This is a genomic window from Thioalkalivibrio sp. ALE30, from assembly GCF_000377465.1.
Taxonomy (GTDB): domain Bacteria; phylum Pseudomonadota; class Gammaproteobacteria; order Ectothiorhodospirales; family Ectothiorhodospiraceae; genus Thioalkalivibrio.
Window position 1 is genome coordinate 162,501 of sequence record NZ_KB898169.1, and the last position, 20,706, is coordinate 183,206.

The 20,706-nt window shown below is 68.1% G+C and carries 24 protein-coding genes (1 of these 24 cut by a window edge); 9 read left to right on the top strand and 15 right to left on the bottom strand.

Annotation, left to right across the window (positions count from 1 at the left end):
* On the bottom strand, positions 1-765 hold the 5' portion of the coding sequence (gene tyrS, locus D107_RS0103840) for a tyrosine--tRNA ligase (RefSeq protein ID WP_018880815.1). The gene continues 450 nt to the left of window position 1, outside the view; only the first 765 of its 1,215 coding nucleotides appear in the window; its start codon is at positions 763-765; its stop codon lies beyond the left edge, outside the window.
* A gap of 131 nt (positions 766-896) precedes the next feature.
* Between tyrS and D107_RS0103845 the strand changes: the two genes are divergently transcribed.
* Positions 897-2,045 carry an anhydro-N-acetylmuramic acid kinase gene (locus D107_RS0103845; protein ID WP_018880816.1) on the top strand — a complete coding sequence of 383 codons (1,149 nt, stop codon included), beginning with the start codon at positions 897-899 and terminating at the stop codon, positions 2,043-2,045.
* 56 nt (positions 2,046-2,101) lie between these two features.
* Here D107_RS0103845 and erpA read toward each other — a convergent pair whose 3' ends face one another.
* From erpA to argC, 4 genes are read right to left on the bottom strand one after another with little or no spacing between them, the layout of a single operon-like run.
* Entirely contained in the window at positions 2,102-2,476 is a 375-nt protein-coding gene (gene erpA, locus D107_RS0103850; protein ID WP_018865815.1) for an iron-sulfur cluster insertion protein ErpA, read from the bottom strand.
* A gap of 57 nt (positions 2,477-2,533) precedes the next feature.
* Positions 2,534-2,968, bottom strand: coding sequence for a polymer-forming cytoskeletal protein (locus D107_RS0103855; protein WP_018876065.1), 435 nt, complete (start codon positions 2,966-2,968; stop codon positions 2,534-2,536).
* Positions 2,965-3,720 carry a DUF6776 family protein gene (locus tag D107_RS0103860; protein WP_018880817.1) on the bottom strand — a complete coding sequence of 252 codons (756 nt, stop codon included), beginning with the start codon at positions 3,718-3,720 and terminating at the stop codon, positions 2,965-2,967. The genes D107_RS0103855 and D107_RS0103860 overlap by 4 nt, the downstream gene beginning before the upstream one ends.
* Positions 3,721-3,748: 28 nt before the next feature.
* Positions 3,749-4,804 (bottom strand): N-acetyl-gamma-glutamyl-phosphate reductase, encoded by a 1,056-nt coding sequence (gene argC, locus D107_RS0103865; protein ID WP_018880818.1) that lies wholly within the window; start codon positions 4,802-4,804, stop codon positions 3,749-3,751.
* A gap of 95 nt (positions 4,805-4,899) precedes the next feature.
* Between argC and D107_RS0103870 the strand changes: the two genes are divergently transcribed.
* Together D107_RS0103870 and D107_RS0103875 are read left to right on the top strand one after the other, a co-directional pair.
* Entirely contained in the window at positions 4,900-5,415 is a 516-nt protein-coding gene (locus D107_RS0103870) for a peroxiredoxin (protein ID WP_018865819.1), read from the top strand.
* 30 nt (positions 5,416-5,445) lie between these two features.
* Positions 5,446-5,961, top strand: coding sequence for a CopD family protein (locus tag D107_RS0103875; RefSeq protein WP_018865820.1), 516 nt, complete (start codon positions 5,446-5,448; stop codon positions 5,959-5,961).
* Between the two features lie 46 nt (positions 5,962-6,007).
* Here D107_RS0103875 and ptsP read toward each other — a convergent pair whose 3' ends face one another.
* Both ptsP and D107_RS0103885 read right to left on the bottom strand, forming a co-directional pair.
* Positions 6,008-8,275 (bottom strand): phosphoenolpyruvate--protein phosphotransferase, encoded by a 2,268-nt coding sequence (gene ptsP, locus D107_RS0103880; protein ID WP_018865821.1) that lies wholly within the window; start codon positions 8,273-8,275, stop codon positions 6,008-6,010.
* Between the two features lie 20 nt (positions 8,276-8,295).
* Positions 8,296-8,856: an RNA pyrophosphohydrolase gene (locus D107_RS0103885; protein ID WP_018865822.1), complete on the bottom strand. Its 561-nt coding sequence runs from the start codon at positions 8,854-8,856 to the stop codon at positions 8,296-8,298.
* A gap of 164 nt (positions 8,857-9,020) precedes the next feature.
* Here D107_RS0103885 and D107_RS0103890 point away from each other — a divergent pair, with 164 nt between their 5' ends.
* The gene (locus D107_RS0103890) at positions 9,021-9,698 is read left to right on the top strand and encodes an HAD family phosphatase (RefSeq protein WP_018880819.1); all 678 of its coding nucleotides are present in this window, start codon (positions 9,021-9,023) and stop codon (positions 9,696-9,698) included.
* 293 nt (positions 9,699-9,991) lie between these two features.
* Here the strand turns inward: D107_RS0103890 and D107_RS0103900 are convergent, their stop codons facing one another.
* Positions 9,992-10,438, bottom strand: coding sequence for a hypothetical protein (locus D107_RS0103900; RefSeq protein ID WP_018880821.1), 447 nt, complete (start codon positions 10,436-10,438; stop codon positions 9,992-9,994).
* Between the two features lie 83 nt (positions 10,439-10,521).
* Here D107_RS0103900 and thiD point away from each other — a divergent pair, with 83 nt between their 5' ends.
* The 5 genes from thiD (at position 10,522) to D107_RS14160 (ending at position 14,858) form a co-directional block, all read left to right on the top strand.
* Entirely contained in the window at positions 10,522-11,310 is a 789-nt protein-coding gene (gene thiD / locus D107_RS0103905; protein WP_018876058.1) for a bifunctional hydroxymethylpyrimidine kinase/phosphomethylpyrimidine kinase, read from the top strand.
* Positions 11,300-11,944, top strand: a complete 645-nt coding sequence (gene thiE / locus D107_RS0103910; RefSeq protein WP_018880822.1) for a thiamine phosphate synthase — start codon at positions 11,300-11,302, stop codon at positions 11,942-11,944. The genes thiD and thiE overlap by 11 nt, the downstream gene beginning before the upstream one ends.
* 75 nt (positions 11,945-12,019) lie before the next feature.
* Complete coding sequence (hemL, locus tag D107_RS0103915) at positions 12,020-13,297, top strand: glutamate-1-semialdehyde 2,1-aminomutase (protein ID WP_018880823.1); 1,278 nt, start codon at positions 12,020-12,022, stop codon at positions 13,295-13,297.
* Between the two features lie 91 nt (positions 13,298-13,388).
* Positions 13,389-14,207, top strand: a complete 819-nt coding sequence (locus tag D107_RS0103920) for a sulfite exporter TauE/SafE family protein (RefSeq protein ID WP_018880824.1) — start codon at positions 13,389-13,391, stop codon at positions 14,205-14,207.
* 444 nt (positions 14,208-14,651) lie between these two features.
* A complete protein-coding gene (locus tag D107_RS14160; RefSeq protein WP_026280736.1) occupies positions 14,652-14,858 on the top strand; it encodes a hypothetical protein in 207 nt (68 codons plus the stop codon).
* A 274-nt stretch (positions 14,859-15,132) separates the two neighbouring features.
* Here D107_RS14160 and D107_RS0103930 read toward each other — a convergent pair whose 3' ends face one another.
* From D107_RS0103930 to D107_RS0103960, 7 genes are all read right to left on the bottom strand, one after another.
* Complete coding sequence (locus D107_RS0103930; protein WP_018880825.1) at positions 15,133-16,074, bottom strand: AEC family transporter; 942 nt, start codon at positions 16,072-16,074, stop codon at positions 15,133-15,135.
* A 193-nt stretch (positions 16,075-16,267) separates the two neighbouring features.
* Positions 16,268-16,654: a thioredoxin gene (gene trxA / locus D107_RS0103935; RefSeq protein WP_018865831.1), complete on the bottom strand. Its 387-nt coding sequence runs from the start codon at positions 16,652-16,654 to the stop codon at positions 16,268-16,270.
* Between the two features lie 57 nt (positions 16,655-16,711).
* Positions 16,712-17,314, bottom strand: a complete 603-nt coding sequence (locus D107_RS0103940; RefSeq protein ID WP_018865832.1) for an LON peptidase substrate-binding domain-containing protein — start codon at positions 17,312-17,314, stop codon at positions 16,712-16,714.
* Positions 17,311-17,946 carry a flavin prenyltransferase UbiX gene (locus D107_RS0103945; RefSeq protein WP_018880826.1) on the bottom strand — a complete coding sequence of 212 codons (636 nt, stop codon included), beginning with the start codon at positions 17,944-17,946 and terminating at the stop codon, positions 17,311-17,313. The genes D107_RS0103940 and D107_RS0103945 overlap by 4 nt, the downstream gene beginning before the upstream one ends.
* A complete protein-coding gene (gene mpl / locus D107_RS0103950; protein ID WP_018880827.1) occupies positions 17,943-19,331 on the bottom strand; it encodes a UDP-N-acetylmuramate:L-alanyl-gamma-D-glutamyl-meso-diaminopimelate ligase in 1,389 nt (462 codons plus the stop codon). The genes D107_RS0103945 and mpl overlap by 4 nt, the downstream gene beginning before the upstream one ends.
* A complete protein-coding gene (locus D107_RS0103955) occupies positions 19,328-19,852 on the bottom strand; it encodes a hypothetical protein (RefSeq protein WP_026280737.1) in 525 nt (174 codons plus the stop codon). The genes mpl and D107_RS0103955 overlap by 4 nt, the downstream gene beginning before the upstream one ends.
* A complete protein-coding gene (locus D107_RS0103960) occupies positions 19,849-20,637 on the bottom strand; it encodes a VacJ family lipoprotein (RefSeq protein WP_018880829.1) in 789 nt (262 codons plus the stop codon). Before D107_RS0103960 ends, D107_RS0103955 begins: the two co-directional genes overlap by 4 nt.
* Positions 20,638-20,706 lie beyond the last annotated feature (69 nt).

Here is a 20,706-nt window from a genome sequence, read left to right on the forward strand (position 1 = left end):
CATCAGGTCATCGGAGATCGACATCAGCTTGCCGAACATGTCGTCAGGAGAATCCTGGACGCCGATATAGTTGTTCAGGGACTTGCTCATCTTCTGGACGCCGTCGAGTCCCTCCAGGATCGGCATGGTGAGGATGACCTGGGGTGGCTGCCCTTCCTGCTTCTGCAGTTCGCGGCCCACCAGGAGATTGAACTTCTGGTCAGTCCCCCCGAGCTCCATGTCCGCCTTCAACGCCACGGAGTCGTAGCCCTGGATGAGGGGGTACAGGAACTCGTGGATCGCGATCGGCTGGTGTTCGGTGTAGCGCTTGTGGAAGTCGTCGCGCTCGAGCATGCGCGCCACGGTCTGGCGCGAGGCAAGCTGGACCATGCCTGCGGCGCCCAGCGGTTCCATCCAGGTGGAATTGAATACGACCTCCGTACGCTCGGGATCGAGGATGCGGAACACCTGCTCGCGATAGGTCGCGGCATTGCGCTCGATATCCTCGCTGGACAGCGGCGGGCGCGTGGCGTTCTTGCCCGAGGGATCGCCAATGCGGCCGGTGAAATCGCCGATCAGGAACAGGATATGGTGCCCCAGATCCTGCAGCTGGCGCAGCTTGTTGATCAGCACCGTATGGCCCAGGTGCAAGTCCGGGGCGGTGGGGTCGAATCCCGCCTTGATCCGCAAGGGGCGGCCCGTCTTGAGACGCTCGACGAGATCGTCCTCGAGCAGGATTTCATCGGCGCCGCGACGAATCACGGCCAGCTGGTCTTCGAGTTCCATGTCGCCCCTTGTTCGAGATCGGAGAACCGGCCGGGCGGGCCGGACGCGCGCAAGGATACCGCGAGGCCCGGACAGACGCGAAACACGGCCGTGGTCCAGAATGGGTCCAACACGGCCTAAGGAACACGCGCATGACACAACGCTTTATCGGATTGATGTCCGGCACCAGCCGGGACGGCGTGGACGCCGTCCTCACCGAGATCCGCGAGGACGGGGCCGTCACCGTCGTGGATCACTGCCAGCTGGACTACCCCGACGACCTGGCCCTGGAACTGGCGACCGCCGCCACCAGCGAGGCCCTGCAATACCGGCACCTCGGGATGCTGGACGCACGTCTGGGGATGCTGTTCGCCCGCGCGGTCCAGACCCTGCTCGACCAGACCGGCCTGGCACCCGGCGCTATTCGCGCGATCGGCAGTCACGGACAGACCGTTCACCACGCCCCGGACGCCGAACCGCCCTTCACCTGGCAGATCGGAGATCCGTTCCGTATTGCGGAGGCCACAGGGATCGACACCGTGGCCCAGTTTCGCCCGCGCGACATCGCCGCCGGGGGCGAGGGTGCCCCGCTGGCCTGCGGCTTTCATGCGATGCAGTTCGGCGCACCGGACGAGACGCGCGCGGTGCTGAACCTCGGAGGCATCGCCAACGTCACCTGGCTGCCACCCGGGGCACCCGTGATCGGCTTCGACTGCGGACCCGCCAATACCCTGATGGACGACTGGAACCGGCGCCACCACTCGACCCCGTTCGACCGGGATGGTGACTGGGCACGCAGCGGAACACCCGACCCCGAGCTACTGGCCCGACTGCTGGAGGACCCGTTCTTCCGGCGCCCCCCGCCCAAGAGCACGGGACCCGAGTACTTTTCCCCCGCGTGGCTGCGCCATGTCGCGGGTGACCGCCTCGACCAGCTCCGGCCCGAGGACCTCCAGGCCACCCTGGCCGAACTGACGGTGGAAGGCGTACGCCGCGCCCTGACGCATCTGGATCCGCAGCCGCCCGCCCGCCTGCTGGTGTGTGGCGGCGGCGCGCACAACCGCTACCTGATGCAGCGCCTGGCGCAGGCTCTGCCCGATACCCGCGTGGAGTCCACCGAACGCCATGGCATCCCTCCGCAACAGGTGGAAGGCGCCGCATTTGCGTGGCTGGCGGCCCGCACCCTTGCGGGGGAGCCCGGCAATCTTCCCGAGGTAACCGGTGCACGTGGGCCGCGGGTACTCGGCTGCATCATCCCCGGCCACGCCCGCCCCACCGACCCCGCGGACCAGGGGCGGTAACAAAAAAGGCCCGATCCACCGGATCGGGCCTTCGCCTGAGTCGCTTGCGGTCGGCTTCAGACCGAGAAGCTGGAGCCGCAGCCGCAGGTCGTGGTGGCGTTCGGGTTGCGGATGACGAACTGCGCGCCCTCCAGGCCCTCGGTGTAGTCGATCTCGGCGCCGGCCAGATACTGGAAGCTCATCGGATCGATCAGCAGGGTCACCCCGCCATTCTCGACCACGGTGTCGCCATCACCCACGGTTTCGTCAAAGGTGAAGCCGTACTGGAAGCCGGAGCAACCGCCGCCGCTGACGAATACGCGCAGCTTCAGGTTGTCGTTGTTCTCTTCCTCGATCAGCCCCTTCACCTTGGTGGCCGCGGCATCGGTAAAGATCAGCGGGCTGGGGATTTCGATGTCCATCTCCGCTTCGGACGTCATGGGCTCGGACATTCGGGGCCTCCTGTAATAATCATTTTCATTCACGCTACGGAAGACTGAGCCCCAGAGTCAAGAATGCCCACCTTCCGTGGGATTGGTCAGGGCCTGGGTCTCGCCGGGCCCCTCCAGTTCACCCTGGAGCGGGTGATCCACCCGCTTGAGCAGGCCGTCGATCTGCGCGCCTTCCGCCATCTGCAGCATGGTGTAGTAGAGATTGCCCACCAGACGGGCCGTCTCGCCGAGTTCCACATGCTCGCCAACATGGACATCGCCCTGCACCTCTCCGTTCATCAGCAGGTGCGGGACCGCGATATGGCCCTCGACCACGCCCCCGTCCGCCACCACCAGAACGGCGGAAGGATCGGTGGTGGCCCGGATATCGCCGATCACGCGACCCTCGATGTGCAACCCGCCCCCGAACTCGACATCGCCATGGATCACCGTATTGCGCCCAACCAGCGTGTCCACCTTGCCCGCCCGGCGGCCCTTCTTGCGTCCCATCATTGCATGCCCTCCAGCAGGCGATCCCAGTCGGCCCGTTCGGAAACCGGATCCAGTTCCTCGTCATCTTCGGCGCTCGCGCGCAACGTCAGGTGTCGCGGCTCGAAGCCCTCCGGCAGCCGGATCCGGACGCGCTGATGCCGCAGCAACCGCAGCTCTTCCAGCGTACGCCCGGAATCCAGCCCCAGCGCCTCGGCATCCAGGGTGCTCGGCTCTTCCGCGTCCGCCGCGAGGCCGTCCACCTCCAGCGACCAGCGCAGATCCACCGAGCGGCCCAGCCCCGGACGGTAAAGCTGAAAGCTGACATCGAACACACCGGACTGCCCGGTCGGCTGCAACCGGAGGGCCCGGATGCCCAGACCGTCCTCGCCCGAGCCTTCCGCGAGACGCTGATAAAACGCCAGTTCGTCGCGCAACGTCTGCAGTTCTTTCTCCTGGCGCTCGATGTCACCGGCATAGGCCGCCAGCTCGGCCTCCTTGATTGACAGGTGCTGCTCGGCGCGGCGCAGCGCCTCCTCGGCGGTCTGGCGCGCGGCGACCTCCCGCTCCAGGTCCGCCCGCAGGGCGTCGATCCCTGCCTGCGGTTCCACACCCGCCGTCCCGTCGTGTCGCTCGCTGGCCAGCCAGCCCAGTCCCCCGGCGACCGCAGCCAGGACCAGCGCGATTGCCAGCAGGCCGGCCCACCACGTTCCGCGGCGCCGTCCGGACGCCCGCCGCCGAGCCGGGATCCGCGGCCGCCGGGGCAGACGCGGCACCGGAATACTCATGCGGCCAGACCCGGCATCAGGGGAAGACCGGCAGCGCGTCCAGGCCTGCGGTTTCCGGCTGGCCAAACATCAGGTTCATGTTCTGCACGGCCTGCCCGGCCGCGCCCTTCACCAGGTTGTCGATCACCGAAAGCACCATCAGCCGACCGGAATGCGGCGGCTGCACCAGCGCCACCCGACAGACATTGGTGCCGCGCACACTGGAAGTCTGCGGATGGGCCCCGGGCGACAGCACGTCGACAAACGGCTCGTCGCGGTAGCGCTGCTCGAAACAGGCCTGCCAGTCCGCGTCCGCCGCCAGCGGGCGCAGATAGAGGGTCGCGTGAATCCCGCGCGTCATGGGCACCAGATGCGGCTGGAAGATCAGCCCCACGGACTGCCCGGCCACCCCGCTCAGCGTCTGATGGATCTCCGGCCAGTGCCGGTGCCCGCCGCTGGCGTAGGCACGAAAGTCCTCCTGCACCTCGGCGAACAACCCGCCGATCTGCGCCTTGCGCCCAGCCCCGCTGACACCGCTCTTGGCATCCGCGATCACGTCCGCCGGATCGATCAGGCCGGCCTCCAGCAGGGGCAGAACCGCAAGCGTCACGGCCGTCGGATAACAGCCCGGCACCGCGATCAGGCGGGCATCGCGGATGAGCGTCCGGTTCAGCTCGGGCAGGCCGTACACGGCCTCGCCCAGATACTCGGGCGCGCCATGGGCCTGCCCGTACCACTGCGCCCACAGATCGGGATCGCGGATGCGGAAATCCGCCGACAGATCGATGATGCGCGTGCCCCGCTCCAGCAGGGGCGCGGCCAGCGCGTGGGCCACCCCGTGCGGGGTCGCGAAAAAGACCACGTCGCACTCGCCCAGGGTCGCCTCATCCGGCGCCTGAAACACCGCGTCGACCGCGCCACGCAGGCTCGGGAACAGTTCGGCCACGGGCGTGCCCGCCTCGCCCCGCGAGGTCACCACCTGCAGATCGGCCGCCGGGTGCCGCGCCAGCAGGCGCAGCAATTCCACACCGGTATAGCCGGTGGCACCGACAACCCCGATGCGGATGGGTTTGCTGTTGGTTGCATTCGTCATGCTGCGGCATGATACCGCCTTGGCCGGGGCCACGGAACGCACGCCCGCCCTGCCAGTCCACATTTGCAGGCTATTCGATCAACGGATCACACCTCATGAGCAAAGTCAGGATCGACCGCAAGGCCATCTTCGGAGGCATCTTCATCATCGCGCTGGTCGCCATTGCCGCGACCATCTGGCTGACCGACGACGGCATGCGCCCGGCGCCCGCCTTCGCCGCCACCACACTGGATGGCGAACAGGTGTCGCTGGAGGACTACGAGGGACGGCCGGTGATGATCTCGTTCTGGGCCACCAACTGTCCCTCCTGCATTCGCGAGATCCCGGAACTGATCCACCTGCACGAGACCTACGCGGACAAGGGATTCGAGCTGCTCGCGGTCGCGCTGTCCTACGACCCGATCAACCGCGTGGAGGCCATGCGCGAGGATCGCGGGATGCCCTACAAGGTCATCCACGACAGCGACGATGCCTTTTCCCAGGCCTACGGCGGCGTACGCCTTACGCCGACCACCTTCCTGATCTCGCCGAATGGCCGCATCGTCTATCAGAAGCTGGGCGACCCGGACTTCGAACAGATCGAACGCCACCTGGAACGCTGGCTCTCGTAAGCCCGGCACCGCCCGACGAGAAGGACCTCCATGCAAGCGTACAACTGGTTCCTCAGCCTGCACGTGATCTTCATGGTCACCTGGTTCGCCGGGCTGTTCTATCTGCCCCGCCTGTTCGTCTATCACGCGATGACCGAGGACGCCCTGGGCCACGAGCGCTTCAAGATCATGGAGCGCAAGCTGTTCTACGGGATCATGACCCCCGGCGCCCTGATCACCATTGCCTTCGGCGTGGCCATGCTGGTGGATCGCTCGTTCTACCTGGCCGAGCCGTGGATGCACTTCAAGCTGACCCTGATCGCGATCCTGGTCGCCTATCACGTCTGGTGCGGCAAGATCGTGCGCGACTTCCGCGACGACCTGAACCGTCGCGATCACACCTGGTATCGCTGGTTCAACGAGGTGCCGGTCCCCATCCTGGTGGGCGCGGTGGTGTTGGTGATCAACCGCTCGATCCCCGACGCCCTGATCGCCATCGGGGTGGTGCTCGGGATCTTCCTGCTGAGCGCGCTGATCGCGCTGTGGCGGACCAGCCGCAACGGATAGCGGGTCCCCCGGACAACCGCGGGCGCCGGAACACGGACTCCCGGCGTCAGGTCTTGCCGGCGCGCACCAGGCCGCCCAGCCCCGCCTGGACCAGGGCGTTATTGAGCAGCGAGCGGATCTGGTCGGCGTTCTCCAGCAGCCGGCATTGCGCCAGCAGCGCCTCGGCGCGGTCGGTGGAGAAGCTGCGGATCACCCATTTCACCCGCGGGATCGAGGAAACGCTGACGCTCAGGCTGTCGATCCCCATCCCCAGCAGCAGGATCACCGCGGCCGGGTCGGCCGCCATCTCCCCGCACACGCTGACCGGCTTGCCGGCCCGGTGGGAGCCCTCGGTGATCGTCTCCAGCGCGTGGATACAGGCCGGGTGCAGGGTGTCGTAGAGGTGCGCCACGCGGGCGTTGTTGCGATCCACCGCCAGCAGGTACTGGACCAGGTCATTGGTGCCCACCGAAAGAAAATCCACCCGCCGGGCGAGCATCTCCGACATGTAGACCGCCGCCGGCACCTCCACCATGACGCCGATCCGCGGCATCGGGATGCGGAAGCCCTCGTCCAGCAGTTCCTCACGCGCCCGGTTGAGCAGGCTCATCGACCCCTTCAGCTCGTCCAGCGCCGAGATCATCGGGAACAGGATCTGCAGGTTGTCGTGCGACCGGCTCGCCTTGAGCATCGCCCGCAGTTGGGTCAGGAAGATCTCCGGGTGGTCCAGCGAGATGCGGATGCCGCGCCAGCCGAGGAACGGGTTGTCCTCCTTGACCGGGAAGTACGGCAGGGCCTTGTCGCCGCCGATATCCAGGGTCCGCAGGGTCACCGGCATGGGATCGAAGGAGGCGAGCACCTGCTCGTACAGCTGGACCTGCTCCTCCTCGCCGGGGAAGCGGTCGCGGATCATGAACGGGACCTCGGTGCGGTACAGCCCCACCCCCTCGGCCCCGGATTCCAGCGACGGCTTGATATCCGCCAGCAGCCCGGAGTTCGCCAGCACCGGCACGGCGACCCCGTCCCGGGTCTCGGCCGCGTCCTTGGCCAGCGCACGCAGGTCCTCCGCCAGCTCGCGCTCCTCGCGCACCAGACGCTCGAACTCCGCGCGCAACTCGGCGTTGGGGTTCACGAACAGCCGGCCGCGATAGCCGTCGACCAGGATCTCGCGCCCCTCCAGCCGGCCCACAGGGAGCTCGGACACCCCCATGACCGCCGGGATGTTCAGCGCGCGCGCGAGGATCGCGATATGCGAGGAACCGGTCCCCTTGGCCGAGACCATCGCCCCCAGCCGCTCGATCGGCACCTCCGCCAGGTGCGACGCGGTCAGGTCGTCCCCGACCAGGATGCCGCCCTCGGGAAATTCGTCCTGGCTGCGATCCGCCGGCAGCAGATGCGACAGCACGCGCCGACCGAGGTCCCGCACGTCGGCCGCGCGCTCACGCAGGTACGGGTCCTCCATGTCCTCGAACACCCGCACGCTCTCGCGCACCGTGTCGCGCAGCGCGGCGGGCGCCCACTGGCCGTTGCGGATGCGCGCCTCGGTCTTGTGCACCAGCGAGTCGGACCCCAGCAGCATCAGGTAGGCATCGAACAGCACCTGCTCGTCCGGCCCCAGGGCCTCGCCCATACGCTGCTTCAGGTCCTCGATCTCGGTGCGCGTCTCCGCGACCGCCTGCTTGAAGTGCTCCAGCTCGCCGTCCACCCCGGCACTCTCGCGATCCGGGATGGAATCGAGATCGGCCAGCCGGTAGGCCACCACGGCGCGCCCGATGGCTACGCCGGGCGAGCCGGCGATGCCGGTGGCCTCGACGTTCACATGACCGATCAGCGGGGTCTCGGAGGAGATCTCGTCGTTGAACTCGGCGTAGGCGATCGCCCCGGCCAGCTGCGCGGCCAGGGTGATCAGGAAGGAGACGTGTTCGTCATCGAACTTGCGCGCCTGGTGCTGCTGCACCACCAGCACGCCCAGCAGGCTGCGCTGATGGATGATCGGCACGCCCAGGAACGCGAGGAAGTGCTCCTCGCCGGTCTCCGGGAAGTAGCGAAAGCGCGGGTGATCCTGGGCGCTGTCGAGGTTGACCGGCTCGGCGCGCGAGGCGACCAGACCGACCAGGCCTTCCGACGGGTCCATCTCGACCTGCCCCACCGATTCCGAACGCAGACCTTCCGAGGCCATCAGCACCAGGCGCCCGGACTGTGGCGACTTCAGGTAAATCGAGCAGACATCGATCTCCAGCGCCGCCTTCACCCGCGTGACGATGATGTGCAGTGCTTCGAAGAAATCGGCCGCACCATTGACCTCCTGCACCACGCGGCGCAGGACCTCGAGCATCGAGGGCTGCTTCGGGACCGTCAACGCGACGACACCGACGGGCGGTTCAGCGAGGGTTCCGGGGTGCGGCTATCGGAACCGCGGGCGCGCCCCTGATCCAGCTCGGGGAACATCAGCGGCACCAGTTCGCACAGCGCCCGGCGGTAGACCTGGCGCTTGAAGTGCACGACCTCGCGCGCCGGGCGCCAGTAGTCGATCCAGCGCCAGTCATCGAATTCCGGGGTTTCCATCGCATCCAGCACCACGTCGTTCTCGTCTCCGACCATGCGCAACAGGAACCAGCGCTGCTTCTGGCCGATACAGACCGGGCGCTGATGACGCCGGACCATGCGCTCCGGCAGGCGATAGCGCAACCAATGGCGGGTAGCGCCCAGCACCTCGACGTGCCGGGGGAACAGGCCGGTCTCCTCGCGCAACTCGCGGTACATCGCCTCTTCCGGCGTTTCTTCCGCGTGCACGCCCCCCTGGGGGAATTGCCAGGCCTCCTGACCGACCCGCTTGCCCCAGAACAGCTGTCTTTCCGCGTTGCACAGGATGATGCCTACGTTTGCGCGATACCCGTCACAATCAATCACTTGCATCAGCCAGACGCTTTTCTATTACTGGCATTGTTCCACAGCCGACGCCCTGGCGGCAAAGCCCCTACCCGGCCTCCGGTGCCGGCCCGACAGGGGATGCGAGGCTGCAGGCTGCCACGCCCGCCGGTACACTTTCGCCCGACTCATGCCAACCCGAGAATCACCTCATGGCCCTGGCCCTGTTCGACCTCGACAACACCCTTCTTGCCGGCGACAGCGATCACGCCTGGAACCAGTTCCTGGCCGAGGTAGGCGCCGTGCACCCGACCTGCCACGCCGAGACCAATGACCGCTTCTACCAGGAGTATGTCGCGGGCGTGCTCGATATCCACGAGTTCTGCCGCTTCGCGTTCAGCCCGCTGGCCGAGCACCCGCGCGCGCAGCTGGAACAATGGCGCGAGCAGTTCATCGAGACGCTGATCCGGCCGATGATCGCCCCCGGCGCCCAGCGTCTGCTGGACAAGCACCGCGAGGCCGGAGACGAGCTGGTCATCATCACCGCGACCAACCAGTTCGTGACCCAGCCGATTGCCGACCTCCTCGGCGTGGACCACCTGATCGCCACCCTGGCGGAGGAACGCGAGGACGGGGAGTTCACCGGCGAACTGACCGGCGTGCCCTGCTTTCAGGAGGGCAAGATCGAGCGCCTGCGCCAGCACCTCGCCGATCACCCGGATCCCGAGGGCACCATCACGCAGGCCAGCTTCTACAGCGACTCACGCAACGACATCCCCCTACTGGAGCAGGTCGGCCGCCCGGTGGCCGTGGATCCGGACCCCACCCTCGCGGAACATGCCCGCAACAAGGGCTGGCCGGTCATCTCGCTGCGCGACACCACGGCTTAAGGCGACACCCGAGCCACTGGCTCGGGTGAGTTGATTGCACCACGAAGCCCACGAAGGCACGAAGAAAGGCAAGGTCAAGGGCGTTTTCACCACGGAGGGCACAGAGATCACGAAGAAAGACAGGGGGGGGTTCGGGATGATTGTTCAGGATGACCCGTAGGCTGGAACCAAGCCATTCGGCGCCAGCAAGGCTTGCAACAAAAGGATTTTCTTCGAGCCTTCGTGCGCTTCGTGGTGCAACCGCCCTTGACCTTTACAGTGCTGACGCCGCCTGGCGCGTAGAGCGATCCGCGTTACTCAAAGACCGCCGCGATCTGCGCCAGGCGCTGGCCGGCCGGGGTATCACCCTTGCCGGCGGCCACGACCGCATCGCGGTAGCCGGTCACCAGCTCCGGCACCACGGCCGTCACCTGCTTGCGGCGCAGACGCCCGGCGCCGGTGACCGGCCAGGTCGCGCGGAAGTCGCAGTTGTCGAGCGCATCGCAGACCCACAGGCTCCACTCATGCCGCGTCACGTCGATCTCGTGCTGGCGGATCACCAGGCGATAGACATGCTGGGCATTCATGTCCGCCATGCCCACCCCGGGACCCACGTGCTCCACCTGCAGCTCGGCGGCGATCCGGTTGATCTCCTGCTCCAGCGCGGCCAGGGCCTGGTCGACCTCCGCATTCAGCGTACCGCCGGCCTTCGCGGCGGCGACCAGGGGACGGATGGACTCGACTTCGAACTCGTGGCTCATGCTGCGTACACTCCCGGGATTCGGAACAGGAACGCCCCGGGGGTGCCGGGGCGCGCGCAACCTTAGCACGGGAGCCCCCATTCATGAATCATCCCCCGATCGCGCTGACCATTGCCGGCTCCGACCCCGGTGGCGGCGCGGGTCTGCAGGCCGACCTGACCACCTTCACCCGCCTCGGCGTACACGGGGCCACGGCGGTGACCGCGATCACCGTGCAGGACACCCGCAACGTGGTGGACTTCACCGTGCTCCCGCCGGAGCAGCTGCGCGGCCAGATCGAGGTCACGCTCGCCGATCTCGAGGTCGCGGCGATCAAGATCGGCATGCTGGGCTCGGTGGAGAACGTGACCGTCGTCTCTGCGCTGCTCGGCGCTCATCCGCACATCCCGGTGGTACTGGACCCCGTGATGGTCGCCGGCGGTGGCGGGGCGCTGGCCACCGAGGCGGTGGTCGACGCCACGCGCGAGGCCCTGCTGCCGCGGGCCACGCTGATCACCCCGAACGGCCCGGAGGCCGCGCGCCTGGCCCGCAGCGAGGACCCCGCGCAGTGGGGCCACCAGCTGCGCCAACTCGGCGCGCGCAACGTGCTGGTCACCGGCGGGCACGAGGGCACCGAACAAGACCCGATCATCAATCGCCTCTACCGCGAGGACGACCACGTGCGCCCGTTCGAGCTGCCACGCCACCCGGCCGGCTTCCACGGCTCCGGCTGCACCCTGGCCGCGGCGATCGCCGCCTTCCTCGCCCGTGGCCGCGATATCGAGCCAGCCGTAATCGAGGCCCAGGCCTTCATGAACGATGCCATCGCCCGTGGCTACGCCCCCGGTCACGGCCAGCACATCCCCAACCGCCTGTGCCCGCATGACGACTGACAGCCGAGCGCCCCTGCGCGGGCTTTACTTCATCACCCCTGCGGTACCGGAGGGCGCGGACCCGCGCGCGACCCACCTCGCCCATGCCACAGCCGCGCTGCGCGGCGGCGCCAGCCTGATCCAGTTCCGCGACAAGCAACTCGCGGGCGACGCGCGCGAGGCGATCGCCCGCGAGCTGGTCGCCCTTGCCCACACGCACGGTGCGCGCTGCATCATCAACGACGACACCGAGCTGGCCGCGCGTATTCAGGCCGATGGCGTGCATCTGGGCCGCGACGATCCGGACCCGACCGCGGCCCGCACGCTCCTGGGGCCGGACGCAGTCATCGGGGTCTCCTGCTACAACGAACTGGCACGCGCCGAAGCTGCCGCCCGGGCCGGTGCGAGCTATGTCGCCTTCGGCACCATGTTCGCCTCCCCGACCAAGCCAGAGGCCGCCTTCGCCGGGCCGGAGCTGATCCGCCAGGCGCGCGCGGCCCTGGACCTCCCGATCTGTGGCATCGGCGGCATCACCCCGGACAACGCGGCGGAAGTGGTCGCGGCTGGAGCAGACCTGGTCGCCGTGATCCAGGGCATCAGCGCCGCACCCAACCCGGAAGCCGCCGCCCGACGCATCAGCACACTGTTCGACTGACCACTTTGCACCGCCCGGCGGCCGCCGCTATGGTTGCCGGGCCTACCGATTTCATTGAACTACAGGGACACCGTCATGCAGGAAACCGAGCGTCTGTTCGAGGCCGCCAAGCAGCACATCCCCGGGGGCGTGAACTCCCCGGTCCGCGCGTTCAAGGGCGTGGGCGGCACCCCGATCTTCATGGACCGCGCCAACGGCGCCTACATGTGGGACGCCGACGGCCAGCGCTATATCGACTACATCGGCTCCTGGGGCCCGATGGTCGCCGGCCACGCCCACCCCGAGGTGATCGAGGCGGTGCGCGAGGCCTGCAACAACGGCCTGTCCTTCGGCTGCCCGACCCGGCTGGAGAACGACATGGCCGCGAAGGTCTGCGAGCTGGTGCCGTCGATGGACCTGGTACGCATGACCAACTCGGGCTCCGAGGCCACGATGAGCGCGATCCGGCTGGCGCGCGGCTACACCGGGCGCGACCGCATCGTGAAGTTCGAGGGCAACTACCACGGCCATGGCGACTCGCTGCTGGTGAAGGCCGGCTCCGGCGCCCTGACCCTCGGCCAGCCGAGCTCCCCCGGCGTGCCGAAGGAGCTGGCCGCGCTGACCAGCACCCTCACCTACAACGACCCGGACGGCGTGCGCGCCTTCTTCGCCGAGAAGGGCGACGAGGTCGCCTGCATCATCGTCGAGCCGATCGCCGGCAACATGAACTGCATCCCGCCGGAACCGGGCTTTCTCGAGACGTTGCGCGAGGTCTGCGACCAGCACGGCGCGGTGCTGATCTTCGACGAGGTGATGACCGGCTTCCGCGTCTCGAAAAACTGTGCCCAGGGCTATCTCGGCGTCACCCCGGACCTGACCACGCTGGGCAAGATCATCGGCGGCGGCATGCCGGTGGGGGCCTTCGGCGGCAAGCGCGCGATCATGGAACACCTCTCGCCGCTGGGCCCGGTCTACCAGGCCGGCACCCTGTCCGGGAACCCGATCGCGATGACCGCCGGGCTCAAGACCCTGGAGATTCTGTCCCGTCCGGGCTTCCACGACGAACTGGAGCAGCGCACGAAGAAGGTCGTGGCGGGCTTCGAGGACGCCGCGCGCGTGGCCGGGGTCGCCCTGACCACCAACCAGGTGCCGGGCATGTTCGGCCTGTTCTTCTCGGACCAGAAGGTCACCGACTTCGCCGGCGCCACGGCCTGCGATACCGCCGCCTTCGGCCGCTTCTTCCACGCGATGCTGGGCGAGGGCATCTACCTGGCCCCCAGTGCCTTCGAGGCCGGCTTCATGTCCAACGCCCACTCGGACGCGGACCTCGATGCCACCATCGAGGCCGCCCGCAAGTGCTTCAAGGCGCTCTGAGCGCACTCCCTCCCCCCTGAGCAGTGGGCCGGCAACCCCAGCGGCTTGCCGGCCCACTGTGTCCTGACTCACGACCCGGCACCACGCACGAATGATCGATACGCTGATCCAGTCACCGTTGGCGCTGGGGTTGCTATTTGTGCTTCTGGGACTGGTCGCCGGTATCCCGGCCGGGATGTTCGGCATCGGCGGCGGGCTGATCCTGGTGCCGGTATTTGTCGCCATCTTCAGCCTGCTGGCCTTCGACTCGGCCAGCTTGGTGCAGCTCGCGGTCGGCTCCTCGCTGGGCGCGATCATCCCCACCGCGATCCTGTCGGCCCGCGCCCATCACCGCCGCGGCGGGGTGGACGGCACGGCCGTGCGGCGCCTGCTGCCCGGCATCATCGTCGGGGCCCTGCTCGGGGCCTGGCTGGCCACGCGCATCGACTCCGACCACCTGGGGCGCATCTTCGGCGCCTTCGAGGTCGCGATCGGCATCTGGATGCTGCTGAACGTTCAGCCGCCGAAGGCGCCCGTGCCGAGGCGCAGCGTCTGGCTGGGCGGCGGCACCGTGATCGGGGCCGTCTCCTCGCTGATCGGCATCGGCGGCGGCACGCTGACCACGCCGTTCCTGGTCAGCCAGGGGCTGGAACTGCGCCGGGCGATCGGCTCGGCCGCGGCCCTCGGCGTGCCGATCTCCATCGGCGCGAGCCTGGTGTTCGCCCTGCCGCAGTGGACCGATCCAACCTACCAGGCGCCGGAGTGGGCGCTGGGCTATCTCTATCTGCCGGCCATCCTCGGCGTGGTGATCGGCACAGCCATCAGCGTACGTGCAGGTGTCTGGCTCACGCATCACCTGCCCGTCGCCATCCTCCGCCGCGGCTTCGCCGGCGTGCTGATCCTCGCCGGCATCCTGATGCTCCTGCGCTAGCCCCCACGGGTCAGCGCTCCCCTGTGCGTGAACGGGCGGTTGCGCCATGGCGGTGGCAGCGACTGTTTCGCCATTCGGTGTTTACGGCGCCTTCGGTCCACCGCCTGCCTGATGGTGGCTGGCCCTGGAGTGGCATCCGGTGTTTACGGTGGCTCCGGTCCACATACTGCCAGGCGCTGACTCGCCAGCGCGCCGCGAGGTACTTCTTTGCTCGTGCAAAGAAGTACCCAAGAAACACGCCCGACTGCCGCGACCCCGGCCCGCTGTGCGGGCCGGGGTTTCCCTCGCTCCGAGGGTTTTCGCGGGCGGCGCTGAACTCGCTGCGCCTGCGGCTCCGCTCAGACATCCAGCGCCTCTGATCCCGCGAAAACCCTCTCCACTCGGCGCGACGACAACGGGGGGTCAAGGTCAAGACAACAGCCGTCCCGACGGTCTTGCCAGTGGATGAAGGCTGGGTTTTCGAACACCCTGGGCACGCTTGGCCCTCGGCCGTTGCGTGCCGCGCCCGCAGGGCGGGCGCCAGGGGCTTTCGAGCGGCGTTGCCTTTGGTTAGGCGCAAACATGGGGATGCGTTCGGTTTTGACCTTCGCTTCCCGTATGGAGCCCCTCGTGGAGGGCGTGATGGGCCGGGAGAAGGCGCTGGATGTCTGAGCGAAGCCGAAGGCGCAGCGAGTTCAGCGCCGCCGGCCCAGCACGCCCGGAGCGAGGTTCCCGGGCGAAATCCGGGTGCCCTTCTTTGGGTCCTTTCTTGGGCAAGCAAGAAAGGACCTCGCGGCGCGCTGGCGAGTCAGCGCACGGCAGTACGTGGACCGGAGGCATCGTAAACACCGGAGGACGAACCAGGACCAGCCACCACGAGGCGGGCGCCGGACCGGAGGCACCGTAAACACCGGGAGACGAACCGGGACCAGCCACAAACCGAAGATCAGGCGATGAGATGAGTGGCGAGGGCAAACCACAGCGGCAGGGTGATCAGCGACAGCGCCGTCGTCAGCGTCACCGCCGCCGCATAGAGCCCGGTATCCAGCCGGAAGCGATCACAGAACACCAGCCCCAGCACCATCGCCGGCATCGCCGCCTCCAGTACCGACCCGACACCGGGCACCCCCTCGAGCCCCGTCCACAACACCAGCCCGAGGGCAAAGACGGGAGCCAGGACCAGCTGGACCACGGCCACCACCGCCAGCGGCCGGGCATCGTGCCCGCGAAAGCGGTTGAACACCAGCGCCAGCCCCAGCGAGAACAGCATCAAGGGCGCCACACTGTCGGCCAGAAACCCGAGAAAGACATCCAGCCAGTCGACCAGCGGGACACCGGCAAGATTCAGCACCACGCCGACCACCGCCGCCCAGATGGACGGCACCGCCGCCAGGGCCCGGAGCGGGCTGCCGCCCCCGTACAGGCGCACGGCCTCGGGATCCCCGTAGCGCCGCGCCAGCAGCACCCCCAGGGTCAGTACCAGCGGCAGACAGGCGAACAGGTCGTACTGGATCGCCACCGCACGCCCGGCCTCGCCAAACAGGCTGTCGAGTACCGGCAGGCCCAGATAGGTCGCGTTGGGCCAGGCCGCCGCCAGCAGCATCGCGCCAATGGCAGCCCGTTCGGCCATGCACACGCGGCAGGCCAGCAACGTGACCCCGACCATCGCCAGGACCGTAAGGCCCGCCACCAGCGCGATCCGCAGGGAGTCGAGGCCCAGCGGCGCGACCCACAGCACCTGCAGGACGAGCGCCGGCAGCAGCAGGTAGTAAACCAGGGTGGTCAGGACCCGGCGGGTGTTGTCGGCGTCCAGGCCGCCGGGCTGCAGTGCGCGCCATACCACGCCGGCGACGATCAGCGCCCCCATCTGGGTCATCACGCTCAGCATGAGGGGCCGGCATCCTGGGGAGAGGAGGGCATGGTGAAGGCATCCTTTCGCGCCTGAAGGCGGGGTCGGGGCTGTCAGCGCCCATTCTACGGCGCCAGCACACGCCCCACACGAAAAAACCCGGCGGGGCGGGCACCCGGCCGGGTTCGGTCCTGCGGGCCAGCGCCCGCTGGAGACAGTCGTCCGGGACGGTTTACGCGCCGCCGGCCTGCTGCTGTTCCTGCTGCTGGCGCTCGACGTCGGCGCGCACCTGTTCCATGTCCAGCTCGCGGACCTTGCCCAGAACCTCGTCCAGCTGGCCGGCGGAGAGCACGCCCGGCTGCGAGAACACGATGATCTGCTCGCGGAAGATCATCAGGGTCGGGATGGATCGGATCTGGAAGGCGCCGGCGATGCCCTGCTCCTCGTCGGTGTTCACCTTGGCGAAGACCACATCGGAATGCTTGCCGGAGGCCTCTTCGAAGGTCGGGGCGAACTGCTGGCACGGGCCGCACCACGGGGCCCAGAAGTCCAGGATGACGATGTCATTCCCGGTGATGGTGGATTCGAAATTGTCCTGCGTGAGTTCCTGAACGGCCATGGAAGAGGCTCCGGTTAAGAATTTGATCCGAAACCTTAACAGCCCCGCCGCCGGGTTTCAGGATTTCGACGCTGCGAGCATGGCCGCTCGCAGGCGCTCCAGGCGTTCGATGGGGTCGTCCGCCTCCAGCAACTGCTGCTTGATCTCGAGATCGATCGGCAGCAGCTCGGTCAGGCGGGCGGCGACCCAGGTGGAATCGTCAAAGCGCCGTTCCAGGTGGGACCAGGGCGTCCCCAGCTGGTCCAGCAGGCGCTCCAGGAGGTCCGCCAGCGAGGCATAATCGACCGGGAGGCTCACCTCGGGGTATTCCGGCAGCGACTCCACCTCGCCCAGCCACAGGCCGTCGTCGGCGCGGCGGGGGTTGTGGATCACGCGGCGACCCTCGCCCTTCACCAGGATGCCCAGCAGGCCATCCGGCCGCTGATCCCAGTCCACGATGGCCGCCTCGGTCCCCACGCCGTAGAAACCCGCGGAGGGATCGGTCTCGGCCGGGAGCGCCCCGGATTCCGGGGCGGGCTCCGTCGCGACGATCACGAAGCGGCCATCGTCGCGCAGGCAGCGGCGCACCATGTCGAGATAGCGGGTCTCGAAGATGCGCAGCGGCAGCAACCCCTCGGGGAACAGCACCGTGTTCAGCGGAAACAGCGGCAGCGTGGTCATGCATCCTCTCCCGGCGGGACGGCGGCGCCCCAGCGCGGCACCAGGGCATGTTCGACATCGAGATGGTCCAGCACGCGGGCCACCATGAAGTCGATCAGGTCGTCGATGGACTGGGGCCGGTGATAGAAGGCCGGGTTGGCCGGCATCACCACCGCGCCCATGCGCGCCAGACGCAGCATGTTTTCCAGATGGATCTCGGAGAACGGGGTCTCGCGCACCACCAGCAGCAGCCGGCGCCGCTCCTTGAGGACCACGTCGGCGGCGCGCTCGATCAGGCCGCGCGAGGCCCCGGTCGCGATCGCCGATACGGTCGCCGTAGTACAGGGGCAGACCACCATCGCCTCCGGGACGGCGGAGCCGCTGGCCACCGGTGCGGTCCACTGCTCGGCCCCGTAGCAGTGGATCTGGTCCGGGGCCGCGCCGTAGAGTTCGGTGAAGTAGCGCGCGATCTCCACCGGACGGCCCGGCACGTCCAGGTCCGTCTCCAGACCGAGGACGACCTGGGCCGGCTTCGACAGCATCAGATGCACCTGAACCCCGGACTCCACCAGACACTGCAGCAGGCGCAGGCCATAGGGGGCCCCGGAGGCACCGGTCAGGGCCAGAGAGATGCTGCGCGGGCGTTCACTCATGCGGGCGTTCCCTGCAGGGCTTCGATCAGGCGCAGGTGCAGCCCGTCGAAGCCTCCGTTGCTCATGATGACCAGCGTATCGCCGGCGCGCGCCGTGGCAAGAATCCCCTGCAGCAGGGACTCGATATCGCGCGCCACGGACAGCCGCTCGCCGAGTTGCCGCTGCAGCCCCTCGGTGGACCAGTCGATCTCCGGGGCATGGTACAGGTGCACCGCATCGGCCTTTTCCAGCGCGGTGCCCAGGGCCTCCGCGTGCACCCCCATGCGCATGGTATTGGAGCGCGGCTCGAGGATCGCCACCAGGCGCCCGCCCGGGGCCACCTGTCCGCGCAGCCCCTCGAGGGTCAGGCGGATCGCGGTGGGGTGATGGGCGAAGTCGTCGATCACCCGGATGCCGTCGATCTCGGCGCGGACTTCCTGGCGCCGCCGCACCCCCCGAAACTCCGGAAGCGCTTCAATCCCGGCGGCCAGGGGCACACCGGCATGGCGCGCCGCGCCCAGGGCGGCCAGGGCATTGGCGAGGTTGTGCCGGCCGCTCATGGACCAGGCGACCCGCCCGATCACGGCGCCATCCGCCAGCACCTCGAACTCCGATGCATCGGCCTTCAGCGGGCGCGCGGCCAGCGCGGCGGACACCCCCGAATCGGGATGGGTGCTCAGGTACTCCACCGGGGTCCAGCAGCCCATCTCCAGCACCCGTTCCAGCGCGGCATCGCCGGCCGGCAGCAGGATGCGCCCCTGGCCCGGCACGGTGCGCACCAGATGATGGAACTGCCGCTCGATCGCGGCCAGATCCGGATAGATGTCGGCGTGATCGAATTCGAGATTGTTCAGCACCAGGGTCCGCGGGCGGTAGTGGACAAACTTGGCGCGCTTGTCGAAGAAGGCGCTGTCGTACTCGTCCGCCTCGATCACGAAGAACGGCGCATCCCCCAGGCGCGCGCTGACCCCGAAATTGCCCGGCACCCCGCCGATCAGGAAACCCGGGGCCATGCCGGCGTATTCCAGAATCCAGGCCAGCAGGCTGGCGGTGGTGGTCTTGCCGTGGGTACCGGCCACCGCCAGCACCCAGCGGTCGCGCAGCAGGTGTTCGGCCAGCCACTGCGGCCCCGAGGTGTAGTCCAGCCCGCGCTCCAACAGCGCCTCGACCACGGGCATGCCCCGCCGCATCACATTGCCGACCACCACCGGGCCCCGGTCGGGCAGCGTGTCCGGATCATGGCCCTCGCGCCAGGTGATCCCCGCCTGCGCCAGCTGGTCACTCATGGGCGGATACAGCTTCTGGTCGGAGCCGGTGACGGTGTAGCCACGGGCCCGGGCGAGCTGGGCCAGCCCGCCCATGAAGGTCCCGCCGATGCCCAGGATGTGCAGGTGCCCGGCGCTCACTGGAACAGCCCGATCGCGGTCTGGGTGAGCACACTGGAGATCACGATGTAGCCCAGCGCAATGAGCATACCCACCAGTCGCATGCCCAGCCCGAGCGCCTGCTGCAGGATGTGGCCGAACACCAGCAACAGCCAGGCGAAGAGCACCAGCATCCCGAGCACGATGCCGGTGGCCACGTCCTCGGGCTCGCGCGCCGGATCAGGGCCGCCCGCCAGCAGCATCAGCAGCGCCATCAACAGCCCCAGCACCGCGCCCGCTCCTGCCATGGCGGTGAAGGTCTGGCGCCAGCGGTCCGGCACCCCGCGCAGACTGAGCACGATGACGACAAAGGCGTACAGGACCACCAGGTCCATCACGTTCAGCGCCAGCGCCTGGCCGAAGCCGTACAGCGGGATGCCGATCACCATCCCGGCGATCAGCGCGATGCCGACCCAGAAGATCAGGGTGCCGTTATCCGCCGGCAGGTCCTGCGGTCCGCTGTGCAGGCGCAGGATGTTCAGCATCGGAGTCAGACCGTTCAACGCCCCTGCTCCTCGGCCTCCATGGCCTCCAGCGCCTCGAGCTCTTCCAGCTCGTCCAGCATCGCATCGGCCTCCTCATCGCCCATACCGCCGCGCACCAGGAAGTCGCGGCGCTGCAGGTAGCCCTGGCGCATCGCGATATAGGGGTCATCGGACAACTGCGCCAGCATGCGCTCGGTGGAGATCAGACCGGCGCGCATGTCGACCACGTCCAGCGCGATCAGGCCGATCCACCACCCCGTGTGATCGTCGCGCAGGTTAGTGTGATAGAGCGGGCTGGTGTAGCCATCCACCAGCCGCGCCGGGGCATCCCGCGCCGTGCTCGGTCCGAGGAAGGGCAGTTGCAGGTAGGGGCCACGGGCCACGCCCCAGGCGCCCAGAGTCTGGCCGAAGTCCTCGTTGTTCTTGTCCAGCCCCATTGGCGACGCCACGTCGATCAGTCCGAACAGCCCAAAGGTCGTGTTGAACATGATGCGCCCGGTGTCCGACGCGGCATTCTCCAGGTTGCCCTGCAACAGGTTGTTGAACAGGACCGTGAAGTCGTTGAGATTGGAAAAGAAGTTGCCAACCCCGGTCTGTACCGGTTGCGGAAGGCGCCGGTACTGTACCGCCGCGGGCCGCAGCAGGGACTCGTCGAAGTCCTGGTTGAACTCGAACACGGCGCGGTTGTAGGACTCCCAGGGATCATCCGGGTGACGGTCCTCGCTGGGCACCGTGGCGCAGCCGGTCAGGCCAAGAAACATCAGGGCCAGCAGGCCCGGTCGCAAGCGGGAGACAATGGACATGTAATTCCTTTCTTTCGAACCGGCGCCGCACCGGTGTCGCATGGACCGTGCCGGCACGAAGCCGTTCCG

What these genes read in the sequence shown, in the direction of transcription:
- D107_RS0103845 (WP_018880816.1), top strand. Translation starts at nt 897, where the DNA reads ATGACACAACGCTTTATCGGATTGATGTCCGGCACCAGCCGGGACGGC.
- erpA (WP_018865815.1), bottom strand. Translation starts at nt 2,476, where the DNA reads ATGTCCGAGCCCATGACGTCCGAAGCGGAGATGGACATCGAAATCCCC.
- D107_RS0103855 (WP_018876065.1), bottom strand. Translation starts at nt 2,968, where the DNA reads ATGATGGGACGCAAGAAGGGCCGCCGGGCGGGCAAGGTGGACACGCTG.
- argC (WP_018880818.1), bottom strand. Translation starts at nt 4,804, where the DNA reads ATGACGAATGCAACCAACAGCAAACCCATCCGCATCGGGGTTGTCGGT.
- D107_RS0103870 (WP_018865819.1), top strand. Translation starts at nt 4,900, where the DNA reads ATGAGCAAAGTCAGGATCGACCGCAAGGCCATCTTCGGAGGCATCTTC.
- D107_RS0103875 (WP_018865820.1), top strand. Translation starts at nt 5,446, where the DNA reads ATGCAAGCGTACAACTGGTTCCTCAGCCTGCACGTGATCTTCATGGTC.
- ptsP (WP_018865821.1), bottom strand. Translation starts at nt 8,275, where the DNA reads ATGCTCGAGGTCCTGCGCCGCGTGGTGCAGGAGGTCAATGGTGCGGCC.
- D107_RS0103885 (WP_018865822.1), bottom strand. Translation starts at nt 8,856, where the DNA reads ATGCAAGTGATTGATTGTGACGGGTATCGCGCAAACGTAGGCATCATC.
- D107_RS0103890 (WP_018880819.1), top strand. Translation starts at nt 9,021, where the DNA reads ATGGCCCTGGCCCTGTTCGACCTCGACAACACCCTTCTTGCCGGCGAC.
- D107_RS0103900 (WP_018880821.1), bottom strand. Translation starts at nt 10,438, where the DNA reads ATGAGCCACGAGTTCGAAGTCGAGTCCATCCGTCCCCTGGTCGCCGCC.
- thiD (WP_018876058.1), top strand. Translation starts at nt 10,522, where the DNA reads ATGAATCATCCCCCGATCGCGCTGACCATTGCCGGCTCCGACCCCGGT.
- thiE (WP_018880822.1), top strand. Translation starts at nt 11,300, where the DNA reads ATGACGACTGACAGCCGAGCGCCCCTGCGCGGGCTTTACTTCATCACC.
- hemL (WP_018880823.1), top strand. Translation starts at nt 12,020, where the DNA reads ATGCAGGAAACCGAGCGTCTGTTCGAGGCCGCCAAGCAGCACATCCCC.
- D107_RS0103920 (WP_018880824.1), top strand. Translation starts at nt 13,389, where the DNA reads ATGATCGATACGCTGATCCAGTCACCGTTGGCGCTGGGGTTGCTATTT.
- D107_RS14160 (WP_026280736.1), top strand. Translation starts at nt 14,652, where the DNA reads ATGAAGGCTGGGTTTTCGAACACCCTGGGCACGCTTGGCCCTCGGCCG.
- D107_RS0103930 (WP_018880825.1), bottom strand. Translation starts at nt 16,074, where the DNA reads ATGCTGAGCGTGATGACCCAGATGGGGGCGCTGATCGTCGCCGGCGTG.
- trxA (WP_018865831.1), bottom strand. Translation starts at nt 16,654, where the DNA reads ATGGCCGTTCAGGAACTCACGCAGGACAATTTCGAATCCACCATCACC.
- D107_RS0103940 (WP_018865832.1), bottom strand. Translation starts at nt 17,314, where the DNA reads ATGACCACGCTGCCGCTGTTTCCGCTGAACACGGTGCTGTTCCCCGAG.
- D107_RS0103945 (WP_018880826.1), bottom strand. Translation starts at nt 17,946, where the DNA reads ATGAGTGAACGCCCGCGCAGCATCTCTCTGGCCCTGACCGGTGCCTCC.
- D107_RS0103960 (WP_018880829.1), bottom strand. Translation starts at nt 20,637, where the DNA reads ATGTCCATTGTCTCCCGCTTGCGACCGGGCCTGCTGGCCCTGATGTTT.